At 44.8% G+C, this 23,140-nt stretch carries 27 protein-coding genes and 1 pseudogene; 24 read left to right on the top strand and 4 right to left on the bottom strand.

The window, feature by feature from the left end; translation table 11 throughout:
• Window positions 1-34: 34 nt before the first annotated feature.
• The 6 genes from SLU01_RS06645 to SLU01_RS06620 all read left to right on the top strand — a co-directional run bounded on the left by SLU01_RS06645 (window position 35) and on the right by SLU01_RS06620 (window position 5,898).
• Window positions 35-2,005: a S9 family peptidase gene (locus SLU01_RS06645; RefSeq protein ID WP_147056542.1), complete on the top strand. Its 1,971-nt coding sequence runs from the start codon at window positions 35-37 to the stop codon at window positions 2,003-2,005.
• A gap of 18 nt (window positions 2,006-2,023) precedes the next feature.
• Window positions 2,024-2,572, top strand: coding sequence for a GNAT family N-acetyltransferase (locus SLU01_RS06640; RefSeq protein ID WP_147056540.1), 549 nt, complete (start codon window positions 2,024-2,026; stop codon window positions 2,570-2,572).
• A 462-nt stretch (window positions 2,573-3,034) separates the two neighbouring features.
• A complete protein-coding gene (locus tag SLU01_RS06635) occupies window positions 3,035-3,766 on the top strand; it encodes an ABC transporter ATP-binding protein (RefSeq protein ID WP_147056538.1) in 732 nt (243 codons plus the stop codon).
• Window positions 3,763-4,791 carry an ABC transporter permease gene (locus SLU01_RS06630; RefSeq protein WP_147056537.1) on the top strand — a complete coding sequence of 343 codons (1,029 nt, stop codon included), beginning with the start codon at window positions 3,763-3,765 and terminating at the stop codon, window positions 4,789-4,791. The genes SLU01_RS06635 and SLU01_RS06630 overlap by 4 nt, the downstream gene beginning before the upstream one ends.
• 10 nt (window positions 4,792-4,801) lie before the next feature.
• On the top strand, window positions 4,802-5,440 hold the full coding sequence (locus SLU01_RS06625) for a TetR/AcrR family transcriptional regulator (RefSeq protein ID WP_147056535.1): 639 nt from the start codon (window positions 4,802-4,804) through the stop codon (window positions 5,438-5,440).
• A 173-nt stretch (window positions 5,441-5,613) separates the two neighbouring features.
• Window positions 5,614-5,898 (top strand): late competence development ComFB family protein, encoded by a 285-nt coding sequence (locus tag SLU01_RS06620; RefSeq protein WP_170232620.1) that lies wholly within the window; start codon window positions 5,614-5,616, stop codon window positions 5,896-5,898.
• Between the two features lie 29 nt (window positions 5,899-5,927).
• Here the strand turns inward: SLU01_RS06620 and SLU01_RS06615 are convergent, their stop codons facing one another.
• Entirely contained in the window at window positions 5,928-6,755 is an 828-nt protein-coding gene (locus SLU01_RS06615; RefSeq protein ID WP_147056530.1) for a flagellin N-terminal helical domain-containing protein, read from the bottom strand.
• A 114-nt stretch (window positions 6,756-6,869) separates the two neighbouring features.
• Between SLU01_RS06615 and SLU01_RS06610 the strand changes: the two genes are divergently transcribed.
• Window positions 6,870-7,277 (top strand): flagellar export chaperone FliS, encoded by a 408-nt coding sequence (locus SLU01_RS06610; RefSeq protein ID WP_170232619.1) that lies wholly within the window; start codon window positions 6,870-6,872, stop codon window positions 7,275-7,277.
• Window positions 7,278-7,334: 57 nt separating this feature from the next.
• Here the strand turns inward: SLU01_RS06610 and SLU01_RS06605 are convergent, their stop codons facing one another.
• Entirely contained in the window at window positions 7,335-8,111 is a 777-nt protein-coding gene (locus tag SLU01_RS06605; RefSeq protein WP_147056526.1) for an enoyl-CoA hydratase-related protein, read from the bottom strand.
• Between the two features lie 135 nt (window positions 8,112-8,246).
• On the opposite strand from SLU01_RS06605, the gene SLU01_RS06600 reads away from it, so the two are divergent.
• From SLU01_RS06600 to SLU01_RS06520, 17 genes and pseudogenes are all read left to right on the top strand, one after another.
• Window positions 8,247-9,479 carry an EAL and HDOD domain-containing protein gene (locus SLU01_RS06600; RefSeq protein ID WP_147056524.1) on the top strand — a complete coding sequence of 411 codons (1,233 nt, stop codon included), beginning with the start codon at window positions 8,247-8,249 and terminating at the stop codon, window positions 9,477-9,479.
• 66 nt (window positions 9,480-9,545) lie between these two features.
• Complete coding sequence (fakB, locus tag SLU01_RS06595; protein WP_147056523.1) at window positions 9,546-10,385, top strand: DegV family protein; 840 nt, start codon at window positions 9,546-9,548, stop codon at window positions 10,383-10,385.
• Window positions 10,386-10,693: 308 nt separating this feature from the next.
• Window positions 10,694-12,073 carry an ATP-dependent helicase ComFA gene (locus SLU01_RS06590; RefSeq protein ID WP_147056521.1) on the top strand — a complete coding sequence of 460 codons (1,380 nt, stop codon included), beginning with the start codon at window positions 10,694-10,696 and terminating at the stop codon, window positions 12,071-12,073.
• Window positions 12,070-12,681: a ComF family protein gene (locus tag SLU01_RS06585; protein WP_147056519.1), complete on the top strand. Its 612-nt coding sequence runs from the start codon at window positions 12,070-12,072 to the stop codon at window positions 12,679-12,681. The genes SLU01_RS06590 and SLU01_RS06585 overlap by 4 nt, the downstream gene beginning before the upstream one ends.
• Window positions 12,682-12,693: 12 nt before the next feature.
• The gene (locus SLU01_RS06580; RefSeq protein ID WP_147056517.1) at window positions 12,694-13,110 is read left to right on the top strand and encodes a TIGR03826 family flagellar region protein; all 417 of its coding nucleotides are present in this window, start codon (window positions 12,694-12,696) and stop codon (window positions 13,108-13,110) included.
• Between the two features lie 270 nt (window positions 13,111-13,380).
• Window positions 13,381-13,644: a flagellar biosynthesis anti-sigma factor FlgM gene (flgM, locus tag SLU01_RS06575; protein WP_170232618.1), complete on the top strand. Its 264-nt coding sequence runs from the start codon at window positions 13,381-13,383 to the stop codon at window positions 13,642-13,644.
• 24 nt (window positions 13,645-13,668) lie between these two features.
• Entirely contained in the window at window positions 13,669-14,166 is a 498-nt protein-coding gene (locus SLU01_RS06570) for a flagellar protein FlgN (protein ID WP_147056513.1), read from the top strand.
• 11 nt (window positions 14,167-14,177) lie between these two features.
• Window positions 14,178-15,695 carry a flagellar hook-associated protein FlgK gene (gene flgK, locus SLU01_RS06565; protein WP_147056511.1) on the top strand — a complete coding sequence of 506 codons (1,518 nt, stop codon included), beginning with the start codon at window positions 14,178-14,180 and terminating at the stop codon, window positions 15,693-15,695.
• 18 nt (window positions 15,696-15,713) lie between these two features.
• Window positions 15,714-16,601: a flagellar hook-associated protein FlgL gene (flgL, locus tag SLU01_RS06560; protein WP_147056509.1), complete on the top strand. Its 888-nt coding sequence runs from the start codon at window positions 15,714-15,716 to the stop codon at window positions 16,599-16,601.
• A 53-nt stretch (window positions 16,602-16,654) separates the two neighbouring features.
• On the top strand, window positions 16,655-17,209 hold the full coding sequence (locus SLU01_RS06555; RefSeq protein WP_147056507.1) for a DUF6470 family protein: 555 nt from the start codon (window positions 16,655-16,657) through the stop codon (window positions 17,207-17,209).
• 123 nt (window positions 17,210-17,332) lie between these two features.
• Window positions 17,333-17,896, top strand: coding sequence for a hypothetical protein (locus SLU01_RS06550; protein WP_170232617.1), 564 nt, complete (start codon window positions 17,333-17,335; stop codon window positions 17,894-17,896).
• Between the two features lie 5 nt (window positions 17,897-17,901).
• On the top strand, window positions 17,902-18,291 hold the full coding sequence (locus SLU01_RS06545) for a hypothetical protein (RefSeq protein ID WP_170232616.1): 390 nt from the start codon (window positions 17,902-17,904) through the stop codon (window positions 18,289-18,291).
• A 2-nt stretch (window positions 18,292-18,293) separates the two neighbouring features.
• Window positions 18,294-18,752, top strand: coding sequence for a protein-export chaperone SecB (locus SLU01_RS06540; RefSeq protein WP_147056501.1), 459 nt, complete (start codon window positions 18,294-18,296; stop codon window positions 18,750-18,752).
• Window positions 18,753-18,817: 65 nt separating this feature from the next.
• Window positions 18,818-19,255 carry a flagellar assembly protein FliW gene (fliW, locus tag SLU01_RS06535; protein WP_147056499.1) on the top strand — a complete coding sequence of 146 codons (438 nt, stop codon included), beginning with the start codon at window positions 18,818-18,820 and terminating at the stop codon, window positions 19,253-19,255.
• A 1-nt stretch (window position 19,256) separates the two neighbouring features.
• A complete protein-coding gene (csrA, locus tag SLU01_RS06530; protein WP_147056497.1) occupies window positions 19,257-19,481 on the top strand; it encodes a carbon storage regulator CsrA in 225 nt (74 codons plus the stop codon).
• A 243-nt stretch (window positions 19,482-19,724) separates the two neighbouring features.
• On the top strand, window positions 19,725-20,843 hold the full coding sequence (locus tag SLU01_RS06525; RefSeq protein ID WP_147056495.1) for a flagellin N-terminal helical domain-containing protein: 1,119 nt from the start codon (window positions 19,725-19,727) through the stop codon (window positions 20,841-20,843).
• A gap of 344 nt (window positions 20,844-21,187) precedes the next feature.
• Window positions 21,188-21,301: pseudogene (locus SLU01_RS06520) on the top strand (flagellin); the annotation flags it as partial.
• A gap of 467 nt (window positions 21,302-21,768) precedes the next feature.
• Here SLU01_RS06520 and SLU01_RS06515 read toward each other — a convergent pair.
• Both SLU01_RS06515 and SLU01_RS06510 read right to left on the bottom strand, forming a co-directional pair.
• Window positions 21,769-22,080, bottom strand: coding sequence for a hypothetical protein (locus SLU01_RS06515; protein ID WP_147056493.1), 312 nt, complete (start codon window positions 22,078-22,080; stop codon window positions 21,769-21,771).
• A gap of 67 nt (window positions 22,081-22,147) precedes the next feature.
• Window positions 22,148-23,029 carry a DNA endonuclease gene (locus tag SLU01_RS06510; protein WP_170232615.1) on the bottom strand — a complete coding sequence of 294 codons (882 nt, stop codon included), beginning with the start codon at window positions 23,027-23,029 and terminating at the stop codon, window positions 22,148-22,150.
• Between the last annotated feature and the right edge of the window lie 111 nt (window positions 23,030-23,140).

Here is a 23,140-nt window from a genome sequence, read left to right as displayed (position 1 = left end):
CCGAAGCTGGATTAGAAAAAAAGGGGGAATTCACATGAGAAACCTACAAGTAGACGACCTGTTCAAACTGCAATCCGTCACGAACCCAACACTATCACCGGACGGAAAAGAAGCGATTTTCATCAAAACACATATCGACGAAGAGGACAATAAATACATCGCAAACCTCTACCATATCGACCTCACGACGAACGAGACGACGCAATGGACACACGGAAAACACCGCGTCAGCTCGCCAAAATGGTCAGCGGACGGCAAGCAGATCGCTTTTTTGTCGAATCGCGAAGAGAAAAACCAACTTTACATCCTATCTGCCCGCGGAGGGGAAGCGAAAAAAATTACAACGCTTGATAAAGGCGTGTCAAGCTTCCACTGGTCGCCTTGTGGCAAGAAGATCTGGTTCGATGCCTCCGTAAAAGAAGGCAAGTCATTCAGCTATAAAGAGGAAAAGGACGATAAAAAGAAACCGGAACCCGTTCGTGTTACGAAAATGAAATACAAAATGGACGGCGTCGGTTTATTGCCGCAGGATTCATTCAAACAAATTGGTGTTGTCGATCTAGAAACAGAAGACATCACGCAATTTACAGAAGGCAACTTCCATTATTCGTTGCAGGCGGTTTCGCATGATGGAAGCAAGCTCGTCATCGGCGTGAACCGTAAAGAGAATCTGGACCACGAATTCCGCCAGCCGCTCTATTTGGTGGACGTTGAAACGAAGGAAGAAACGGTCATCGTGGACGAAGAAGGCTATTACGGCGGCGCTCGTTTTTCATTCGACGACAATTATATTGCATTTGTCGGATCGGATCGCTCATTCCAAAATGCAACGCATGGCAATTTGTATGTGTATGACACAAGACGCGGCAATACGATTAATATAACGGAAAGTATCGATGCGCCGGTAGGTGATTATTCAGTAGCGGATCATCAGCAAGGCGGCGGTGCACCGAGCGTCGTTTGGACGAAAAATAATGATCTATACTTCCAACTGTCGACGATGGGCGACATCCGACTCTATTTCGCGACGCTTGAAGGGGAGCTCTATCCGGCAACAGCTGAAAACGAACATGTCTATGGATATGACGTGAACGCTGAAGGCGATTTTGCGTTGGTTGCCATAAGCGATCCGGTGAATCCGGGCGAAATCTATCAATTGGCGATTTCAACTGGCGAAAGGGAAGCTCTTACTTCATTCAACAAAGACTATTTAGAAGAAGTGAAGCTTGTCGCCCCGGAAGCGATCGTTTTCAAAGGACCGAAAGATTGGGATGTACACGGCTGGCTCATGAAACCTGCAGGCTTCAAAGAAGGGGAGAACTATCCGCTCGTCGTCAATATCCACGGCGGACCGCACGCAATGTACGGCAATACATTCTTCCATGAAATGCAGCTATTCGCAGCAAGCGGCTATGGCGTTCTCTATATTAACCCGCGCGGAAGCCACGGCTACAGCCAGGAATTCGTCGATGCGGTCCGCGGTGATTACGGCGGAGGCGACTATGAGGATATCATGGCGGCAGTTGACTATGCGTTAGCTGAAAATCAATGGATCGACGCAGATCGCCTTGGTGTTACGGGCGGAAGTTATGGCGGCTTCATGACGAACTGGATCGTCGGTCATACGGATCGTTTCAAGGCGGCAGTCACACAGCGCTCCATCTGCAACTGGATCAGCTTCTTCGGTGTATCCGACATCGGCTACTACTTCAGCGAATGGCAAATCGCCGCAGACATGAAAGACGTCGAGACATTATGGAAACACTCTCCGTTGAAATACGCGGAAAACGTGGAGACGCCGCTATTAATTCTTCACTCGGAAAAAGACTTCCGCTGCCCGATCGAGCAGGCGGAACAGCTATACATTACACTTAAGAGCATGGGGAAAGAGACCGAATTCGTCCGCTTCCCTGATGCAGACCACAACCTATCGCGGACCGGCACACCGAATCTGCGTATCGAACGATTGAACGAGATGACGAACTGGTTCGCGAAATACCTATAAGAGCCAGGAGGAAATTTTTTGACATATACACTAGAAGGCGTGACTATCAGGCCAATCAAAGAAGAAGATTTACAGCGTATGTGGGAAATGACATTCAAACAGGAAAATCCTGAATGGAAGAAATGGGACGCACCTTATTATCCACATAACACGATGACATACGAAGCGTTTCTTGAACGAAAAGACAAAGTTGTTGCGCAGGACGACTACTGGGGCATCGAAGTGGACGGCGAAATTATCGGTATGGTGAGTTATTATTGGGAGCATCAGCCGTCCCTTTGGCTCGAAATGGGCATCCTTATTTACGAGCCGAAATATTGGAGCGGCGGCTACGGAACAAAGGCGCTCACCATGTGGATCAATCATCTATTCAACGAAATGCCGCTCGTCCGCGTCGGCCTCACAACATGGTCCGGAAACGAGCGGATGATCCGCGTCGCCGAAAAACTCGGCATGACGATGGAAGCCCGCATCCGCAAAGTCCGCTACTGGAACGGCGTTTACTACGACTCCATCCGGATGGGCATGCTGCGCGAGGAATGGGAATTGCATAAGGCAGAGAATTAAGAGGGGGGGGTCCCCTCTCTTTTTTTTTGTGTAGCGTAGGACTTTACTTGCGTTGCACATATTATTGGTTGTGTAGCGTAGGACTTTGCTTGCGTTGCGCATATCATTGGTTGTGTAGCGTAGGACTTTGCTTGCGTTGCACATATCATTGGTTGTGTAGCGTAGGACTTTGCTTGCGTTGCGCATATCATTGGTTGTGTAGCGTAGGACTTTGCTTGCGTTGCGCATATTATTGGTTGTGTAGCATAGGACTTTGCTTGCGTTGCGCATATTATTGGTTGTGGAGCATAGGACTTTGCTTGCATTGCGCATATCATTGGTTGTATTGCACTTGAATTTGCTGCTTGTGTTGCTCGCGGATTTGCTTGCGTCATGAGTGAGTGATTACTCACTTTACAAATCACACCTTATAGATTAATATAAAGTGAGTAATCACTCACTCCTGATAAAGAGGTGGTCAACATGAATAATAGCGAAGTATGTGTCTCCATCCGCAACGTCTCTAAAAGCTTCGGCAAGCACCCAGTCTTGCAAAACATCAACTTGGAAATGTACGAGGGAGAAATTTTCGGATTGCTTGGACCGTCCGGCGCTGGAAAGACGACGTTAGTAAAAGAGCTAGCCGGACTTGATGAACCCACGGAAGGAGAGAATTTTTTATTCCAACAAAAGATGCCTTCACTGCAGCTTATCAAACGAATCGGCTATATGGCGCAATCCGATGCCTTATATGAGGACTTGTCAGCGAAGGAGAATCTCCAATTCTTCTCTGAACTGTACGGGTTAAAAGGACAAAAACAAGCGCAGCGCATCAATGAAGTGATGGAACTCGTCCAGCTTTCAGGAGACACCACAAAACTCGTAACGAATTACTCCGGGGGAATGAAAAGAAGACTGTCACTCGCAATCGCACTTCTTCACGAACCTGAATTGCTCATCCTTGATGAACCGACCGTCGGAATTGATCCCGTCCTGCGAAAAAGCATTTGGAAAGCATTCACAGACTTAAAGACGCAAGGAAAGACGCTTATCGTTACAACACATGTGATGGATGAAGCCGATAAATGCGATAGGCTGGGACTCATTCGTGACGGTAAATTAATCGCGGTCGGCACTCCAAAAGAATTAAAAGAACAGACGAATGCTTCGACTATCGAGGAAGCATTTCTAGCCTTTGGAGGTGCAGAACAATGAGAGTGATGGCATTAGTGAAACGAATTCTGCGGCAACTCGTCCGAGACAAACGGACAATCGGGCTGCTCATCTTCGCACCGATTCTAGTGCTGACGATGCTTTACTTCGTCTTTAACGGAAATGACTACATCCCGAAAATCGGATTTGTCGACGTGCCGGAAATGATTACGGCTCAAATCGATACCGATGGAGCAGAAGTGACGACTTTCAAAAGCGAAACCGAAGCGATGGAAAAACTCAATTCACAGGAGCTTGATGGCTATTTAAAATTTGAAGGCAACAATCCGTCCATCGTCCTCGAAGGAAGCGATCCGAGCATCACAGGCGCAACGATGAAATGGCTTCAAAACGCCTTACCGAAGCCACCTCAAGCAGTCGAACTGCCGGAATTGCAGATTGACTATTTACACGGCTCAAGCGACATGGGGCAATTCGATTATTTTGGACCCGTATTACTCGGATTTTTCGTATTCTTCTTCGTTTTCCTGATCGCGGGCGTTTCATTCCTACGTGAACGGACGACCGGCACGCTCGAACGACTGCTCGCTAGCTCGCTGCGCAAATGGGAAATCATCGCTGGATACGTCATCGGGTTTGGACTTTTCACGATGATCCAGTCTACAATAATAACAGCTTATGCAATTTTCGTACTGGACATGGTGATGGAAGGGGCCTTCATTTATGTGCTCCTCATCATCCTCATCTTGGCGCTAACTGCACTTACACTCGGCATCCTACTCTCATCATTCGCACATAACGAACTGCAAATGATGCAATTCATCCCAATCGTCGTCGTACCGCAAGTGTTCTTCTCAGGCTTGTTCAATTTGGAAACGGTTGCCGAATGGCTGAGTTGGATCAGTTACTTGACGCCGCTCTATTACGCAGCCGAAGCATTGCGCGATGTCATGGTGAGAGGTGCCGGATGGGAAGCCATCTATCCGAATGTACTTGTGCTTTTAGCATTTTGCCTGCTGTTCATTGCCATCAATATTTTGGTCCTACGGAAATATCGCAAAATATAAGGAGACCATCATGACAGAACAAAACCATCTACTCGAAGAAATGCTGCAGGAAGATGAAAAACTGACAGACAAACAGAGACAAATACTCATAGCCGCCACCGAAATGTTTGCGGAAAAGGGCTTCGCCGCCACGTCGACAAACGAAATCGCCAAAAAAGCGGGTGTTGCAGAAGGTACTATCTTCCGTCATTACAAAACGAAAAAGGATCTGCTCCTTTCCGTCGTCTCGCCGCTAATGGTCAAAATGATCGGCCCTATCATCATTAAAGATTTGAATAAAGTACTCGACAAAGACTTCGATCACTACGAAGAATTCCTTTGGGCGATGATAAAAAACCGTCAGGAATTCCTAGAAAAAAATTTGAAAGTCATTCAAATCTTCCTGCAGGAAATCCCGTTTCACGAAGAATTACGGCAGCAATTCATCGAACACGTCGGAAAAAAAGTGCTCAACCGCTACATTCAAATCATCGAGCATTACCAAATAAAAGGGCAAATTGCTAAAATGCCCCCAACAACCGTCATACGCCTCACAGCCTCCACTCTCTTAGGATTCTTCGCCACAAAGTACGTCTTCAACGTGAAGTGGAATGAAGAGGCGGAAATCGAACAAACGATCAAATTCCTTATGAAAGGCCTGGCACCATAAACACCCAAAGAAGGTCGCGCACCTTCTTTTTTTCATGGGAATTAATCCAAAAACGCACGGCCACAATTGACGGATACCAAAAACCAGAAAAAACTGGAATTACCTCTATCTGTAATGCTATAATGGCCACTAGGAGTCTGACTGTAGAACTGATACACAAGGGGTTCATGAAAATGACAATCTACAACGTAATGGAAGAAGTCGTCCGGGACGTGCTGCATCAATATAAAAATGAGCTTCACCTATCATGCGATTGCGACCGTTGCATAGACGACATCATGGCAATCTCACTCAACCAACTGAAACCACATTACATCGTCAACGAAAAACATAGACCTTACATTCGTGCAGGCCACGTAGCGGATCGCCAAGGCGCAACGAACATCCTCTCCACAGTCGTCAAAGCAGCCCGCATCGTCTCCGAATCACCAAGATGCGAGAACATAACAAAAGAGTAGGACAGGAAAGCACCTGTACCTACTCTTTTTCATTTGGAAAACAACGTCATTACACTATGGATATTCTGATTCACTTGGCCAACAAGCAAATGATCACCTTGCTGACGAATATCCATTTGAACAAAGTTCATCATTTCTTTCGCCATATCCGTATCCTCTAGCAATGAAAGCGACTTCGACAAGTTATTTTCGAACACCAACGCATTCGTCAAATGATGCTCGACCGCTTCCATATTCGAGCCGACCCGTGTCAAATGACCCGATACTGTCTCAATCGCTTTATCGATTTTCGTGATCAACTCATTCGCAAGATCCCGCATCTCCAAAGATGCATACTCGCCGTTATCCTGACGGAGCCCAAGCGCCTTTGCACTTACATCTACTAAAGAGATCTTCATCTGCTGTCCGGGATTGGCCCCGACCTGCAAAATGAGGGACGAATCCTCGTTCAAAATCTTCTTCGTATTGAACTCAAGCTTCGAAGCCGTATCGTCGACCGCGCCTAGCAAATTCTCAAGCTCCACCTGACTCGCAGCCCGATCATTCACCGTCATCGTATCGTTCGAACTCATTACCGCAAGCTCACGCGCCCGCTGCAAAAGGCCGTTCACATTATTCAGCCCTTCATTCGACGCCTCAAGCACCGACAACCCGTCCTGCATATTACTCTGCGCCCGCGAAATTCCACGGATCTGCGCCCGCATCGTCTCCGAAATCGAAAGACCCGAAGCATTATCGCTGCCCTTCGCAATCTTCAGTCCAGAACCAAGCTTCACCAAACTCTTCTCGATTTGGCTCGTATTCCGCTGCGACCGATTCGTAGAAAACGTAATGTGCTCCTGGCTAAGAACCCGCATTCCATCACCCCAAATCTAAAAATCAGAAACACTCCATTTATATATCGGTCAAAAACAATTGAAATGAACAGAAAAAAACCGATACTAAAGAAAATGCAACCGGAGGGAACCACTTTGACAACCGTAGACATCGAAAAAGCCATCCAAATCTACAAAGAAGCAAGCGCATCCACACTATCCATGATGGAATACGTCCTCCTACTGCTAGGCGAACTTCAAAAAAATATCCAGCAATGCAACAAAGCCATCGCTGAAGGGGACACCGCCGAACGTGACCGTACACTCAAGAAAGCGCAAGACTTCCTATTCGAACTCATGGCCACAACCGACCACGAAACCGAACAAAGCGGCAGACTCATGGCCATCTACCTTCACATGAACCAAAGCCTTGTCCAAACGCAAATGACCAAAACAAGCGACCTGCTCGACCACATCGAAGAAATGACCGTTCAGTTAATCACGTCATGGCAAGTCTCTAAGCAAGTAACACACCGCAGGAATTTCACAACAGACCGCCTTTGAATTTTTACTGTGCCTGCCACCCAACAATTCAAAATTGTTTGGGTGGCAGGCACCTATTTATTTCCCTTTAAACGCAGGTTTCCGCTTCTCCGCAAACGCAGTAAGCGCCTCCAACCGGTCTTCCGTCGGAATCGTTATCTCATACGCCTTCCGTTCAATCGCAAGCCCAGTCTGCAAATCGGCATTCATGCCGTGCTTGATCGCAAACTTCGCTTGTTGCAATGCGATTGGCCCGTTCCCAAGCAGCTCACCTGTGAAGCGATCCACCATTTCCTGCAAATCCGCAGCAACTGCGATATTTGTCAAAATTCCATATTGCAAAGCAGACTTTGCATCCAATCTTCTCGCCGTCAAAATAAGCTCCAACGCTTTCGCTTCTCCAATGAGCCTTGGCAAACGCTGTGTCCCGCCGGCACCTGGTATGATCGCAAGCCCCGTTTCCGTCAACCCCATGACGGCCGTATCGACTGCGAAGCGGAAATCGCAAGCAAGCGCTAGTTCCATCCCACCGCCGAATGCATAGCCATTCAATACCGCGATCGTCGGCTGCGGCAAGTTCTCAATCATCGTAAACACTTCGCCGATTTTATAAATATTCCGTTTCACCTGCTCGTCCGTCAGCAGCTTACGTTCTTTCAAATCAGCTCCCACACTGAACGCGCGGTCTCCCGAACCTGTAAAAATGACGACCCGGATAGCGGGATTGATACGGATCGATTCAACGACCATTCCGAGCTCCGCCAACAGATCGTAATTGAATGCGTTCATCGCATCCGGTCGGTGAAGCGTAACCCGCGCAACATGCCCCTCTTGTTCAAATAGTAACGTTTCCATTTCAGTACCCCCATTTTTGCCTCGACTTATTATAAACTTATCACTTTTCCAAACTTATCGCTATGAAAATAGTTAGAAAATTATTAGTAAAACTGAACTAATTTTGGTATACTCGAAGCATTGCGAGGTGGGGAAATGGAGTTTCATATATTCGTAGGCAGGCAGCCAATATTGGATAGGGAAGGGCGGATTTTCGGGTACGAGTTGCTGTATCGCAATAGCGAAAAAAATAGCTTCCCGGATATCGACCCATCACGGGCTACAATCCAATTGCTCATCAACACGTTCCTGTCGATCGGCATCGACAAAGTCTCAGGATCATCAAAGTCCTTCGTCAATTTTTCGGGAGAATTGCTTACAAAGGACATTTTTTCGAGCCTGACGCCTAATTGTGTCGTCGTTGAAATTTTAGAGAACGTCGAAATTACGCCGGCTTTGATCAGTAGAATTCGGGAGATTAAAGAGGCGGGATTCCAACTTGCTCTCGATGACTTCATCCTGCAGGACCAATACGCCATACATACTGAACTGTTTAATCTGATCGATTACGTAAAAGTGGACTTCCTGGCGGTCGATGAAGAGGGAAGACGGACAATCGAATCGTTCATTAAAGAATATCCGCATATTACAATGCTCGCGGAAAAAATCGAGACAGAAGCACAGTTCAAATCAGCAATCAAAAGTGGATACGATCTATTCCAAGGTTACTTCTTTGCCAAGCCTGAAATTATAAAAGGCATTGAAATTCCATCGAATTTGAATTTACATATGCAAGTCATTGGCAAGCTGAATGAAGACGACCCAAACATCGATGAAATCGCACAGCTGATCCTTCATGACATCTCACTTACATACAAACTGCTGCGACTCATCAATACGATGCATTTCGGCGTTCCGAAAAGCGTCAGTTCTGTGAAACAGGCAATCGTGCTCATCGGAATGCGTGAATTGCGGAAATGGCTGCGCATATTGATGCTTCAGGAAATAAGTGACAGTACATCAAACGGGCGGGTTAAGGCTTTAGTGTCCTTTTCCATGACCCGGGCAAAAATGTGTGAGCTTGTCGCCATCCATACGGGCCGCCCGAATAGTGATGAATACTTCTTTGTCGGCCTGTTTTCTTTGCTCGACGTCATCTTGAAGCAAAAATGGGAAGACATTCTGCCGAAGTTCCCCTTGTCCGAAGAAGTAGCGAAGACGTTAATAGGCAAGCGAACAAGCATGAGACCCTATCTCGACCTGGCCGTTGCCACCGAACGGTTCGACTGGGAGCGGATCAATCAACTTGGCAATCAATTAGGCGTTACGAAAGAGGAACTAAGCAGATTTTCATTGGAATCCAACCGTTGGGCAGAAATGATTGATTGATGAACTCATCGGGCTTTTCAATTCACCTGCTTATAAAGTAGAATGTAAGGCAGGAGTTGATAAGTAGTGAAAACAGCAATTGTAACGGATAGTACGGCATATTTGCCGCCAGACATAGTGGAAGAGTTGAATATCCACACCATTCCATTGACAGTGACGATCGATGGACATGCCTATGAAGAGGAAGTCGATTTGACGACGGATGATTTTTACGAGAAAGTGCGTGGGGAAGGCCCACTCCCAAAAACATCCCAGCCGCCACTCGGTAAATTCGTCGAACTGTTCAAATCGTTGAAAGAAGAACATGAAGCCATCATTTCCATTCATCTATCGAGCGGCATTAGCGGCACTTACGCCGGCGCAGTGCAAGCAGGTGAAATGACAGAAGGCATCGATGTGCGCGCTTTCGACTCGGAACTTTCATGCTATATCCAAGGATTTTACGTCATCCGCGCCGCAAAAATGGCAAAAGAGGGTGCAACGCCCGACGAAATCATGGCAGAGCTCAATGAAATGAAAAAGACGATGCGCGCCTACTTCATGGCGGACGACCTCGCACATTTGCAGCGCGGCGGTAGATTGTCGAGCGCACAAGCATTGATTGGAGGCCTACTCCAAGTGAAGCCAATCCTTCATTTCCACAATAAAGTGATCGTCCCATTCGAAAAGATCCGCACACGCAAAAAAGCGATGAAACGAATCGCGGACATGCTAGCGGAGGACGCGGAAAAGTTGCCACTGGAAGCAGCAATCATCCATGCAAACCGCCCAGAAGAAGCGGAAGCATGGCGGCAAGAACTATCAGAACGCCTACCTGACATCGACTTCACAATCAGCCACTTCGGCCCAGTCATCGGCACGCATCTAGGCGAAGGATCAATGGGGCTTGGATGGGTGAAGCGGTGAGCATGATGCGGGGGCTCATTTAATTCGAGAACGGCTCATTTAATCGGACAACGGCTCATTAAATCGCGCAACGGCTCGTTTAATTCAAGAACGGCTCATTAAATCGTGCAACGGCTAGTTTAATTCGAGAACGGCTCATTTAATTGCCCAACGGCTCATTTAATTCAAGAACGGCTCAATAAATCACAAACCGGCTCAATCATTTCTCTATATTGTCAAAGGCATTCAGCGCGTCAATCTCTTATCTAGTAAATAGCAGCTTCACCGCGACCATAGCATTTTCCAAAAACAAACTGGGGGTGTGATACATGGCAAAACCATTCAATCCGGCGATCAGGGACTTCCTGAACGGCCGCATTTGGCTGCGCCTGCACACCCCTTTTCTGCGCGAAGAAATTGACGCCCATATCGATGCAGGACATATCCAAACAATCAAAGGGATTGAAACAACTCCAGCTTTCATGAAGCAAAAGCGACACGTCTGCAACCGTTGTGAAAACGAAGACCCATCACGCTTCACAACATTCCATTGCGCAAAATGTGAAGGGCCATGTTCCTATTGCAGGCAATGCATAAAAATGGGGCGCGTTTCGTCCTGCACTGAACTCATTATTTGGAATGGCGAACCACCGACATACCCGACAAAACATACCCTCGCCTGGCAAGGAACACTCACACCGCATCAGCAAAAAGCGTCAGATGAACTGACCAACAGCCAAGAACAACAAAAATCCCATCTCATCTATGCAGTTTGCGGTTCCGGGAAAACCGAAATCCTTTTCCCGCCAATACATAAGCTAATAACCGAAGGGAAACGCGTCTGCGTTGCAGCCCCACGCGTCGACGTCATACTTGAACTTGAACCGCGCCTGAAAGCTGCATTCCCGGAAACAAAAGTCGAATCGCTATACGGAGGCGCGCAGCCGACGATGGAAGCGTCCCAGCTTATCCTAGCCACAACCCATCAGCTGTACCGATTCCGGCACGCATTTGATGCCGTCTATGTCGACGAAGCAGACGCATTCCCGTATAAAGCGGACGAGACATTACAACGAGCCGTCCAAAAAGCGGTGAAACCGGGTGCGCCCGTCCATTACGTCACCGCAACCCCGTCGGATCAACTGCTCACAACAATAAAACGGACAGGCTTCGTCTCAATCATCAACCGCCGCTACCATGGCTACCCACTGCCTGAACCGTCTTATGAACCGCTATGGAACTATGAAAAGCAAATTAGAAAAGGAAAACTACCTGAAAAACTTTTAAAATGGACAAAAGAACGACTTGCACGAAAAGAACCTTTCCTCATCTTCTTCCATCACATCGGTTTAATGGAGGAAGCGGAGCCTTTATTCCAACTGCTCGATCCACGCATCCGCTCTGTCCATGCGTCGCATCCAGATCGCAAAGAGCATGTCCAAGCGCTGCGCAATAAAGAACTTCCCGGGCTGCTCACAACAACAATTCTAGAACGGGGCATTACAATCCAAAACGTCCAAGTCGCAGTCGTCGGCGCCGAACAGCAAATCTTCGACAAAGGCGCCCTCATCCAGATCGGCGGCCGGGTCGGGCGTTCCGTCGATTACCCGACAGGCGATTTCACCCTCTTTCATAACGGCGTCACGTACGCAATGGATGAGGCGAAAGCTGAAATTCAAAAGTTGAATAAAGGGGGCGTCCATGCATGAAACAGTGCTTGCTCTGTGAACAGCAGCTTGCTTCCAATCCAACATGGCAGTCATTAATTGCCATCGAAAAAACAACTTTAATTTGCGAAAGCTGTTCAAAAACGTTCGAACGTGTCGACATAAAAGAAGAAGGTGACATCATCGATCATGTCACTTCCATTTACACATACAACGAATCGATGCGCGAATATCTGCACCAATACAAATTTCTGCAAGACGTCGCGCTCGCGGGAATATTTGCGAATGAATTACGGAGCGAACTGAAACGGAAAGACGCAATCATCGTTCCGATCCCAATGCATCCAGCAAAGAAAATCGAGCGGACCTTTGCGCATATCGATGAATTGTTGAAAGCGGCAAAGATCCCATTCGAAGACTTGCTTGAAAAAACGAACACCGAAGTAATGGGGGAGAAAACAAAGGAAGAACGCCTAGCGATGCGCCCTTTATTCACAATAAAACCCGAAAGCATCATCCGAAAAACGACATACATACTCGTCGATGACATTTTCACAACAGGCACGACACTCCGGCACGCCGCATCCGCCTTGAAGGAAGCAGGCGCCGAACGAGTGAAGGCAGTTACGCTCATCCGTGCAGAACGATAGGAGGAAGCCAACATGGCAGAACTAAAAAATTGCCCCACATGCGGGGACTTTTTCAATTACACAGGCATCCGCGAAGTATGCGCCAAATGCGCACGCGGAGAAGAAGAAATGTACGAGGAAGTATATCGTTTCCTAAGAAGACGTGAAAACCGTGCCGCGACAATCGAAAGAATCGTCGAAGTAACGGGCGTCACTGAAACATTGCTTCATAAATGGGTGAGAAAAGGCCGCCTACAGCCAGCACTGTTCCCGAACCTCGGCTACCCATGCGACAACTGCGGCAAGCTAACGACGCAAGGGAAGCTTTGCATTAGCTGCACAGACGACCTCAAAAGCGGACTACGTCAATTCGAAGCCGCCCAAGAATTTCGCGAAGCTGTAACGAAAAGCGATACTGGAACGTACTTGGCTGATCGAAAAAAGAAATAGTCGTCTAAAAACGCATAAACCCTAAGAATCAAGCATAACTACGGCCAGATAAGCATAAATCTGTGCGAACACGCATATATCAGCAAAATCACGCATAATCCAAAAACCGACATCCAACGTCGGTTTTTTCTTCCCTTTTAAGGAAATAATATAGACAGGACTCCCCCTGCAAAAAGCACAATCCATGTTTTCCTACAAAAGACCCTAAACCTTGTCACAAATCTGCCGAAATATAAAGTAATGGCATCATCAACCGAAAGGAGCGAGACGATGAAAATAAATAAAATTAACATCCCGCCAGTCAACCCGTACCGAACAAACCAACTGAAAGCGGAACAAGCGAAAGAACAGCCTAAAGTCAAAACAGACAAACTTGAAATTTCACAGCAGGCGAAGCAACTTTCCGAAACATCACCAGTGACGCTTGAACGTAACGAACGCGTACAACAGCTGAAAGCGCAAGTCGAAGCCGGTACTTATAAAGTAGAACCGGAAAAACTCGCTGCTAGCTTGATCAAGTACTATAAAAACTAACGAAGATGAAAGCAGGGGATCCCTATGTCCATCGAAACAATTCTTTCCATACTCGACAACTTGGAAAAACTGCATAAGAGCCTGCTGCGCATCGCAAACGAAAAAACGGCACTCATTAAAAATGGCGACATGAACGGCATTGACCAGCTGCTAAAAGACGAGCAGGCTCACCTTGCCGCCATCGTCCAAATGGACAAAGACCGGCAAAAAGCGGTTATCGCATACCTCAAAGGACAAGGACGTCCTGTACCGATGAACCCGACAATCGCCAATCTGATCGAAGCAGCTCCCGAACCGGACAACAAACAACTTGTGGAGGCGAAGGACCGTCTCCTGCATGCGATTCATGAATTGAAATGGCAAAACGACCTAAACCAAAAACTGACCTACCAATCCCTTCAATTCGTGAATCTGTCGCTGGACATGGTCCGCCCACGTCCGGAATCGGCCACTTACTCAAAAACTGAAATCACCGGCAGAAAAGAGACGAAGGACATACCGAATTTCGACTCACAAGCCTAAGGAGGAACAACATGCGCTCCACATTCATGGGACTCGAAACAAACAAACGCGGACTCTACACCCAACAATCCGCGCTCTATACAACTGGACACAACATCAGTAACGCCAACACACTTGGCTACTCGCGGCAACGTGTTAATATGCAAGCAACAGCAGGATTCCCTGGCGTCGGTCTTAACACGCCGACGATGCCTGGATTCCTTGGAACAGGTGTCGAAGCAGGTTCAATTCAACGGATCCGCGACTCGTTCGTCGACCAGCAATATAGACAGGAATCGAATAAGCTTGGGTATTGGGAATCGAGATCGAAATCCATCTCACAGATGGAAGACATATTGAATGAACCATCCAATTACGGAATGCAAAAATCACTAAGTGTGTTCTGGCAGTCTTTAAATGACCTTGCGGTTAACCCAGATAACGGCGGTGCACGTAAAGTTGTCATCCAACGTGGACAGGCAGTCGCTGATTCATTTAACTATATGTACAATTCCTTAACGGAAATTCAAAATAATATCGGCAAAGAACAAGAAGTCGGCACAAAAGATATTAATTCACTCTTACAGCAAATTGGGGAATTAAACCGCCAAATCTCCGAAGTCGAGCCGAACGGCTACTTACCGAACGACTTATATGATTCACGTGACGTACTATTAGATCAACTTTCACAATACTTACCAATAGAGCTTAACTATGAACCTTCGGGCGGACGTGCATTACATATTGCAGAAGGGTCTGTGACAGTATCGTTAAAAATGAAAAATGGCGCCACTGTGTCTTTAGTTAACGGAAATCAATTTGCTAAACTTACAACAAATCCTTCTACGCTTAACCCGAAAAACGGTGTTGAGGGATTATCTGTCGAACTACCTGGCGGTGGAACGCAAACTATTCCACATGATGAATTGTTAGATGTTGGTAAATTGAAATCACTTATGAATTCATATGGGGTTGAAGGTGCAAATGGGCCCGAGGGACTTTATCCGGACATGCTTGCTAAGTTGGATGAAATGGCTTTGGCATTTGCAAATAAATTTAACGAAATTCATGGGAGCGGCAGTGATTTGAACGGAGATCCAGGCCGGGATGATTTCTTTGTTTTTAAAGATAATGAATTGACAGCGGGTAAAATTACTATAAATGCAGACTTTGAAAAAGATCCATCACTTGTTGCAGCTTCTGATTCAAAAAACGGGAAAGAAGAAGGTAACGGAAATATAGCCAAAAAACTAGCGGGAATGCAATTCACAGAACTTATTGACGGTGCTACTGTCCAGTCATACTTCCAAGGTATCATCGGCCAACTAGGCGTCGACGGGCAACAAGCTGAAAAACTAGCATTTAACACAGCAACTCTACTAGGAGCCGTCGAACACCGCCGTGCTTCCATCAGCTCGGTTTCATTGGATGAAGAAATGACAAACATGATTCAGTTCCAGCAAGCTTACAACGCATCCGCAAGAATGATTACCGTCATTGATGAAACGTTGGATAAAATCATCAATGGGATGGGCGTTGGCGGCAGATAATAGGGAGGAAGAAATTAAATGCGTGTTACACAATCTATGCTTTCAAACAATATGCTTCGAAATTTATCGACTAGCTACAATAAAATGGGCAAGCTACAGGACCAGTTAGTGACAGGAAGCAAAGTGAACCGTCCTTCTGACGACCCGGTCGTCGCGATGAAGGGCATGGCCTACCGCATGCAAGTTGACAAAGTGGACCAATACAAGCGTAACCTTGGAGAAGTCCACAACTGGTTAGACACGTCAGACGATGCACTGGACCACGTGGGAGAAGCGTTAAAACGCCTTCAAGAACTTACGACAGATGCTGCGAATGACACGAAGACGCAAGAGGATAGGGAGAAAATCCTTAAAGAAATCGAACAGCTCCAAAAACAAATACAGGACTTGGCTAACACAAAAGTCGGTGACAAATATCTATTCTCAGGAACGAATACTGGTTCGCCGCTCTATAAAGACGGTGTTTTGACGGATGAGAATGACAATACAGGTATTAAAAAAGACGTTTCCATTGAGGTTTTCGATGGCGTCGAACTTGTAGTGAATACAAAAGGCCATGATCTATTTAGTGCTATAGATGACATGATGAGTAAAATTATTACAGATGTCAAAGATAATAAAGTTACTGGGGAAACGATAGGTGGATTTTTAGCGGAAATAGACACCAAGCAAAATCTAGTCCTAGAAGAGCGCGCAGACATCGGCGCTCGACAAAACCGCGCTGAAATGATGGAAAACCGTCTCGACAGCCAAGAAGTCATTTCGAAAAAACAGATGTCCGAAAACGAAGACATCGACTACGAAAAAGTCATCACGGAAATGATCACACAAGAATCGGTCCACCGTGCAGCCCTATCCGTCGGCGCAAGGATCATACAACCATCTCTAGTAGATTTCTTAAGATAATAAACTCAAAGCGTTTGGTCCTATACCAAACGCTTTTCTAAAAGGTGAAGCGAATGAATATCCCACAACTTCTAATTCAAACAACATCCGGCATTCTTGGCCTTCAAATCGACAAACCGATCCAAGAAATTGAGCAGCCAAAAGCGACCATTCACCAAGAACAACCTGCTGCCATTTTAGAAATGTCAACGACTCGTTCACAATTATCCCTCGACTCAACCGAAGTGCGCGCAGACATCGACTTGAAAGGGCCACTCCGAAGAGGGGACGAAAACGCGCAATACGGCATGCAGCAACTCATGCAAGGCATCGCACGCAGAGCTCAAGAAGGCCAGCAACTCATGGAAATCGAAAACGGCGGCAACCCGATCATCGAAATATCCAAGCAAAACGCCTATCCACCGCCAAAATCACTCGGCATCCGATTTGTAGCAGAACGAACCAAAATCCAAATGTCGTTCCAACCAGGCTCACTCAACATCAATGCAACACCACAAAAACCTGTCCTGAACGTGCAAATTAACAAGCCAATTCATACCTATACGCAAGGTAAAGTGACAGGTATGATGGAGCAATATCCATCTGTACAGATTGATTGGAGAATATAAAAGGGAGCGTACAGGTGAAAAACACCCGTTTTCTGAACATAATGATTCATAATCTGGTATGATACTCATATACTACTTTGGCTATCGGTTATACAACTAGACCGTTATGGAGGTTCATACATAATGCATTACAATCGGTCGTTTCACTGCTTTCATGGCACAACTACCAACAGATTTGAAGATATCTATGAAGACAGAAAGTTCGTTTATAATCAAAGGAAGAATCACTGGTTAGGCAACGGAATCTATTTCTTTTTGGATGACAGGGAGAAAGCCGAATGGTGGGCAAAGACCATTTCTAGAAGAGAGAAAGCGGTTCCTTGCATAGTATACATAAACGGAAATGCGGCAAGTAATGAAGTGCTTGACTTAAATACGGAAAGTGGACAGGGAATACTACAAGGGTTTATTGAATTTTTAAAAGCCCAAAAAGTAGCAATCAAAGTTCCAGAAACCAATTTATCGAAAGACGAGCAAGAGCATTACTTTAGATGCATTGTGATGGATTTACTTGCTATTGAAAAAGGTTATAAAGCAAGTTGCTACCTTTTTCCTAATTCGTCTAAACCGTATATGTTTGACGACTTAATGTCATATGGTATTATGAATAATAAAGGAAATCAATTGTGTGTCTACGATCAGTCAATATTGGATTTCAACAGTCTGGAAAAAAGTGTAGTGAGGTGATTATCTTGTTTGATATTAACAAAATCATGTTGGCAGCTGAAAAGTTAGGATTGCAAATTGAACTAAATGCTGAAAATCCGGGCATGCACTTTGTTCGTGAGGATAATACATCTGATTATCTAACGTATGATGATCTTTCGAAGAATTTTACGAAAGAGTTTTTTGCTGATCAAGAAGCTAATGAAATGGACTACCATTTTAACTATTCTAGTTTCTTGAATGTTACATTTGGAAACCACTTCCTACCAAATAAGAGTCAGAAATTGGAACAAATCGAGATCACTGTTGGTGATAACCGAAAAACTACGAAGAATAGCTACTATGCTTCTTTCGAAGGAATGGAAAACTATGTGATTGCAGTAAATACGAATACGAACTTAACAGGAGCAGCGTGAATATGTCTGAACTCTTTTTTGAAGATTATACGATAGAATCATTATCTTACATGAAGAACAAGCAATTTGATATGGATAGCAAACCTCATTTGAATACAGACTTTGATGCAGAAATTATCATTATGGATGAGGGCAATGCTAGTGTATATTTGAAAACGAAAATCGGAGATAACAAATTAAATGCTCCTTTTATCGTTCAAGCTGAAATTTGCGGACAATTTACGTACAAAAAATCTTCTGATGAAGACATCGACATGACTTTTGAAGATTACCTATCGACAAATGCAATAGCAATTTTATTCCCGTATTTAAGAAGCATCATTTCCGATATAACTGCCAAGTCAAATGAATTCCCAACATTGCTATTACCAGTACTCAACATAGCAAGATTGTTGAAGGATAAGCATTCAATTACAATTAATAGATCAAGTGATATAGTAAATAAGGATGGAATAGAGTAAGTTTGAGAACGGATTCCCGTTCTTTTTTTGTTATATACAAGACTTTTTGAAAAGGAGCGACATACATGAACATCCAAACAAAATTCCATGGCCAAATCGACATTCAATCCGACCAACTCTGGAGCTTCCCGAAAGGCATTCCAGGCTTCGAAGGCGAAAAAGAATTCGTCCTTCTCCCAATCGAAGGCAACGACATCTTCCAAGTACTGCAATCATCCAATACACCGACTGTCGCATTCATCGTCACCAACCCATACACACTCGTCGCAGACTACTCATTCGACATCGACGAACCGACAATTGAACTGCTCAACATCGAAAAACCGGAGGATATCTTCGTGCTCGGTATTCTCACGCTGAAGCAACCATTCGAATCGTCGACAATTAACCTGCAAGCACCGCTCATTTTCCAAATGAACAACCGAACAGCTAAACAAATGATCTTAAATGATAACCGCTTCACAACCCGCCACACAATCGGTCAACCGAAGGAGGCAAAATGACATGCTTGTCCTCTCTCGTAAAACGAACGAAACAATCAAAATCGGTGACGACATCGAACTTCGTATCCTTGAAGTGAAAGGCGACACAATCCGAATTGGCATAGAAGCCCCGAAAAATGTAGACATCCTTCGAGGCGAACTAGTGCAATCCATTACTGAAACAAATACCGAGGCACAAACACTAGATGCCTCACTCTTTTCACAACTCACAATGAAAGAACAATAAAACCTCAAAATGGATGCCTTGAAATACTCACAGGCATCCATTTTCACTCTTCGAACCATACTTTCCTCAAATTAATCCAAAATCCAAAAAAACTTTAAGAAAACGCTAAACACCCTACCAACTTGTCCGATACTAATATTGTAAGCGACAGAAAGAGTTCGGCCGGCTCTTACTCCGCGAGCAACAAAATTATATCGGGTCACAAGGACGTGAACCCATACACACTCAAGGAGGAAATCAATCATGAGAATTAACCACAACATCGCGGCACTTAACACACACCGCCAACTAGGTGCTAACAACACACAAGCATCTAAAAACTTAGAAAAACTATCTTCTGGTCTTAAAATCAACCGTGCAGGAGACGACGCAGCAGGTCTTGCTATCTCTGAAAAAATGCGTGGTCAAATCCGTGGTTTGGATATGGCACAAAAGAATGCACAGGATGGTATTTCATTAATTCAAACAGCTGAAGGTGCACTTAATGAAACACATGCAATTCTTCAAAGAATGCGTGAACTTGCTGTTCAATCTGCCAACGATACAAACAATGGTACTGACAGAAAAGAGCTACAAAAAGAAGTAGATCAACTCGCACAAGAAATTACACGTATCTCAGAAAACACAGAATTTAACACGAAGAATCTTTTAGGCGCAAATGGATTTGAAGGAAAATTCCATATTGGTGCTAATGAGGGTCAAAGTATTGATTTGAAAATTAATGATATGGGTGCTGAAGCTCTAAAAGTAATTGGTAAAGAACTAACTAATACAGCGATTGATACAGATTACTTGATCACTAATGAGAAAGGTGAAGCTGTAACAATTGCTTATACAGCTGCTGCAACTAATCCTGATACAGCTACTGGAAATGCTGCTGTATCAAACGGTGCTGTTTATGACAAAGATACAAACACATTAACTATTACTTTAGCACAAGCAGCAGGTACTGATGAATCTGGTCTTGGTGTTGGAGATGCTGCAGCAGGTGCTATTACAGCAACTAAGAACGATGTTTTGAATGCAATTAATAGCGTAGATGGGCTGACAGCAGTATTTGCTGCTGGTGTAACAGGTACTGATACTGCTACAGTTGGAACAGGTGGTACTGTTGCAGTGTCAACTGAAACAAACGTTGTAGATCCAACAAAAGGTATTAATATTTCTTCTCAAGACAAAGCTTCTGCGGCAGTTAAAACAATAAATGAAGCTATTGAAACAGTTTCAGCAGAACGCTCAAAGCTAGGTGCAACACAAAACCGCCTAGAGCACACAATTAACAACCTCGGAACTTCTTCCGAAAACTTAACTGCTGCGGAATCACGTATCCGCGACGTGGATTATGTCTTACCTGCTGCATAAGCAGTAACAGACACAGTCGTCCTGACTGGTAACGGTCAGTGAGTACGATCGGGTGAATTGCTGGAAACCCCTTAAGCTTTCTTCCCCACAACGTAACTGGAAACAGTAAGCGTGATGGGCTGAAAAGAAGAGAGATTGGGCAATCAGCAGCCAAGCTCCTGTCTCGAAAGAGTGGAGAAGGTTCAACGACTAGGGTATACCATCTACAAGCGTAAGCTCATGATGATGAAACCCATAGGAAACGCAAGACTGAGTACCTTGCCGATCCGAAGTGCCCGACCCCTACCGAGCAATCGAAGGGTGAAGATATAGTCTAGTCTTTAGTGAAAGCTAATGTTCGCACGATGGCGAAAGAAATGATGGAGTTCACAAAGAACAACATCTTGACTCAAGCAGCACAAGCAATGTTGGCTCAAGCACAGCAAAGTCCGCAGGGAGTTCTTCAACTTCTTCGGTAATGTTGTACGGGCGTCTTAACTGGTAACGGTTAAGAGCATCACTGGGTGAATTGCTGGAACCTCCTAAGAGCTCTTCTGCCACAGCGCAACTGGAAACGGTAAACGCGACGGCCTGAAAAACGAAGAGATTGGACAATCAGCAGCGAAGCCCCTGTCGGGAAACCGTGGGGAACGTTCAACGACTAGGATATACCGTCTAAGGTCAAAGACTACGACGATGAAATCTGTAGGCTGTTACGAATCGTAACATTCGAAGTGCCCAGCCCCTACAAGGAAACTTGAGGGTGAAGATATAGTCTATTCCATGATCGAAAGACATGGCGGCAAAGCAAGCCAACCAACAACCTCAAGGCGTACTTCAATTGCTACGTTAATCTGGTTAATAAAACGCGGTCCGGGGTTATTCGGATCGCGTTTGTTTTTTGAATTCCAATAGTTATTATTGAACAGAGGGCAATGCTTGTTTTTCAAGCAGTTAGAGTATTTAGGAGTTCCCTTAAATTACCGTGTGCCCTGCCTAACAACTCATTATAGTCGCCATACGTCAATTCAGAATCTGACAATGAGTAAAACTCATCTAAAAAATTGTTAATCAGTTCACGATCTCTAGAATTTCCCTCTTTGAAGTAGGGTGCAAGTGCTGCTGCCAGAACGTAGTATCCTGTACCAACTCTGTTTAATTGATCAGCATCCACTAAACCATTGAGTGCTCCTCTATCTTCATAATTAAGTGTTCGCCGGCAAGTGTTTTCAAGAAAGAGAGCATTTTCCCGAACCATCCAATTCACCTCCTAATACAGGGCATAACCTAAATAGACACTTGGTAAACATACAGAAAGTTATAAATCATGATGGGTAGGAGTTTAACAGAGTTATTGATCCTTTATTAATCTCTCTCCATTTATAAACAACAGACCAATAACTCCTTCGTAAAATATTGGCAATTTCTTTATCTGTATAGCCAATCAGTTTCAAGTTTATCAGAAGCGATATCTCGTCATTCGAATATGCGCGAGTTCGATCACTTGAACTCGTAATCACTTCGTAATCCGGATACTTGGCGGTCCATTTTGTCACTTCCAAGTTAAACCTATAACTCCAGTTTGTTTTATAATACATAGACGGGCATGAAAGAATAGCGGGTTGGATTGCATTCAGAAAATCGAAGGTATCCTTGACTGCTGTTGTTTTCAAAACATAACCAGACCCATATTTCCTCGTGCTCAGCGTAAGGCAGGCTTTATAATTGCTTTTAATATGATCTTGAAGAATTTGGAAATCGGTTTTTTGAAAGGATTGTAGATACAAGTAGATGTGGGGAGTAAGATAAATTTTCTTTAATCGATGATTTACTCGGCTCGAAATTGACAGGGAGCCATCATCCATATAAAGAATGGCTAAGAAATGCGGCATCGTGCATGTCTTTAGTAAATCTGGCGGAATCCGTTTAATCCTGTTAGCATCATAAAATTCTTTTTCGAGGGCTGTAAATAACGGTTGTGATTTAGACAAGATTTCACTCTGAGCTGTGTTGAAGTAGAGCAGTTCCTGCAAAAAAGAAACTTTCCATTGGCGATATGACAATTGAGCTTGTCCAAAGTTTTCACGGTAATTGCTGTTGACTCTCCGGCTTCTCTTTGAAATCTTGGTCAATGTTCCATCACCCAGAATGCTTGCGAATAAGATGTTTCTTTGGATTGGTGAAAGGAGTTCATCAGATAAATTCACATTTTCACATCCTATTATTAATATTGTCTGCTTCTACTATTATAGCATAATGCGCATTATTCAAACACCTAATGATAAATGATTCAAAGGGTTCTTAATTTGTCAAATTTA

The organism is Sporosarcina luteola (assembly GCF_007991495.1).
GTDB classification, from domain to species: domain Bacteria; phylum Bacillota; class Bacilli; order Bacillales_A; family Planococcaceae; genus Sporosarcina; species Sporosarcina luteola.
Note: the sequence above shows the minus strand (reverse complement) of the source record. Positions and strands in the feature narration are given on the sequence as shown.

Bases quoted from the DNA above. Each gene is read 5' to 3' on its own strand.
- SLU01_RS06605 (WP_147056526.1), bottom strand. From the start codon at position 8,111: ATGGAAACGTTACTATTTGAACAAGAGGGGCATGTTGCGCGGGTTACG.
- SLU01_RS06600 (WP_147056524.1), top strand. From the start codon at position 8,247: ATGGAGTTTCATATATTCGTAGGCAGGCAGCCAATATTGGATAGGGAA.
- SLU01_RS06515 (WP_147056493.1), bottom strand. From the start codon at position 22,080: ATGGTTCGGGAAAATGCTCTCTTTCTTGAAAACACTTGCCGGCGAACA.
- SLU01_RS06630 (WP_147056537.1), top strand. From the start codon at position 3,763: ATGAGAGTGATGGCATTAGTGAAACGAATTCTGCGGCAACTCGTCCGA.
- SLU01_RS06540 (WP_147056501.1), top strand. From the start codon at position 18,294: ATGTCTGAACTCTTTTTTGAAGATTATACGATAGAATCATTATCTTAC.
- SLU01_RS06555 (WP_147056507.1), top strand. From the start codon at position 16,655: ATGAATATCCCACAACTTCTAATTCAAACAACATCCGGCATTCTTGGC.
- SLU01_RS06550 (WP_170232617.1), top strand. From the start codon at position 17,333: ATGCATTACAATCGGTCGTTTCACTGCTTTCATGGCACAACTACCAAC.
- SLU01_RS06645 (WP_147056542.1), top strand. From the start codon at position 35: ATGAGAAACCTACAAGTAGACGACCTGTTCAAACTGCAATCCGTCACG.
- SLU01_RS06635 (WP_147056538.1), top strand. From the start codon at position 3,035: ATGAATAATAGCGAAGTATGTGTCTCCATCCGCAACGTCTCTAAAAGC.
- SLU01_RS06580 (WP_147056517.1), top strand. From the start codon at position 12,694: ATGGCAGAACTAAAAAATTGCCCCACATGCGGGGACTTTTTCAATTAC.
- SLU01_RS06620 (WP_170232620.1), top strand. From the start codon at position 5,614: ATGACAATCTACAACGTAATGGAAGAAGTCGTCCGGGACGTGCTGCAT.
- flgM (WP_170232618.1), top strand. From the start codon at position 13,381: ATGAAAATAAATAAAATTAACATCCCGCCAGTCAACCCGTACCGAACA.
- SLU01_RS06570 (WP_147056513.1), top strand. From the start codon at position 13,669: ATGTCCATCGAAACAATTCTTTCCATACTCGACAACTTGGAAAAACTG.
- flgK (WP_147056511.1), top strand. From the start codon at position 14,178: ATGCGCTCCACATTCATGGGACTCGAAACAAACAAACGCGGACTCTAC.
- flgL (WP_147056509.1), top strand. From the start codon at position 15,714: ATGCGTGTTACACAATCTATGCTTTCAAACAATATGCTTCGAAATTTA.
- fliW (WP_147056499.1), top strand. From the start codon at position 18,818: ATGAACATCCAAACAAAATTCCATGGCCAAATCGACATTCAATCCGAC.
- SLU01_RS06615 (WP_147056530.1), bottom strand. From the start codon at position 6,755: ATGCGGGTTCTTAGCCAGGAGCACATTACGTTTTCTACGAATCGGTCG.
- SLU01_RS06590 (WP_147056521.1), top strand. From the start codon at position 10,694: ATGGCAAAACCATTCAATCCGGCGATCAGGGACTTCCTGAACGGCCGC.
- csrA (WP_147056497.1), top strand. From the start codon at position 19,257: ATGCTTGTCCTCTCTCGTAAAACGAACGAAACAATCAAAATCGGTGAC.
- SLU01_RS06625 (WP_147056535.1), top strand. From the start codon at position 4,802: ATGACAGAACAAAACCATCTACTCGAAGAAATGCTGCAGGAAGATGAA.
- SLU01_RS06525 (WP_147056495.1), top strand. From the start codon at position 19,725: ATGAGAATTAACCACAACATCGCGGCACTTAACACACACCGCCAACTA.
- SLU01_RS06585 (WP_147056519.1), top strand. From the start codon at position 12,070: ATGAAACAGTGCTTGCTCTGTGAACAGCAGCTTGCTTCCAATCCAACA.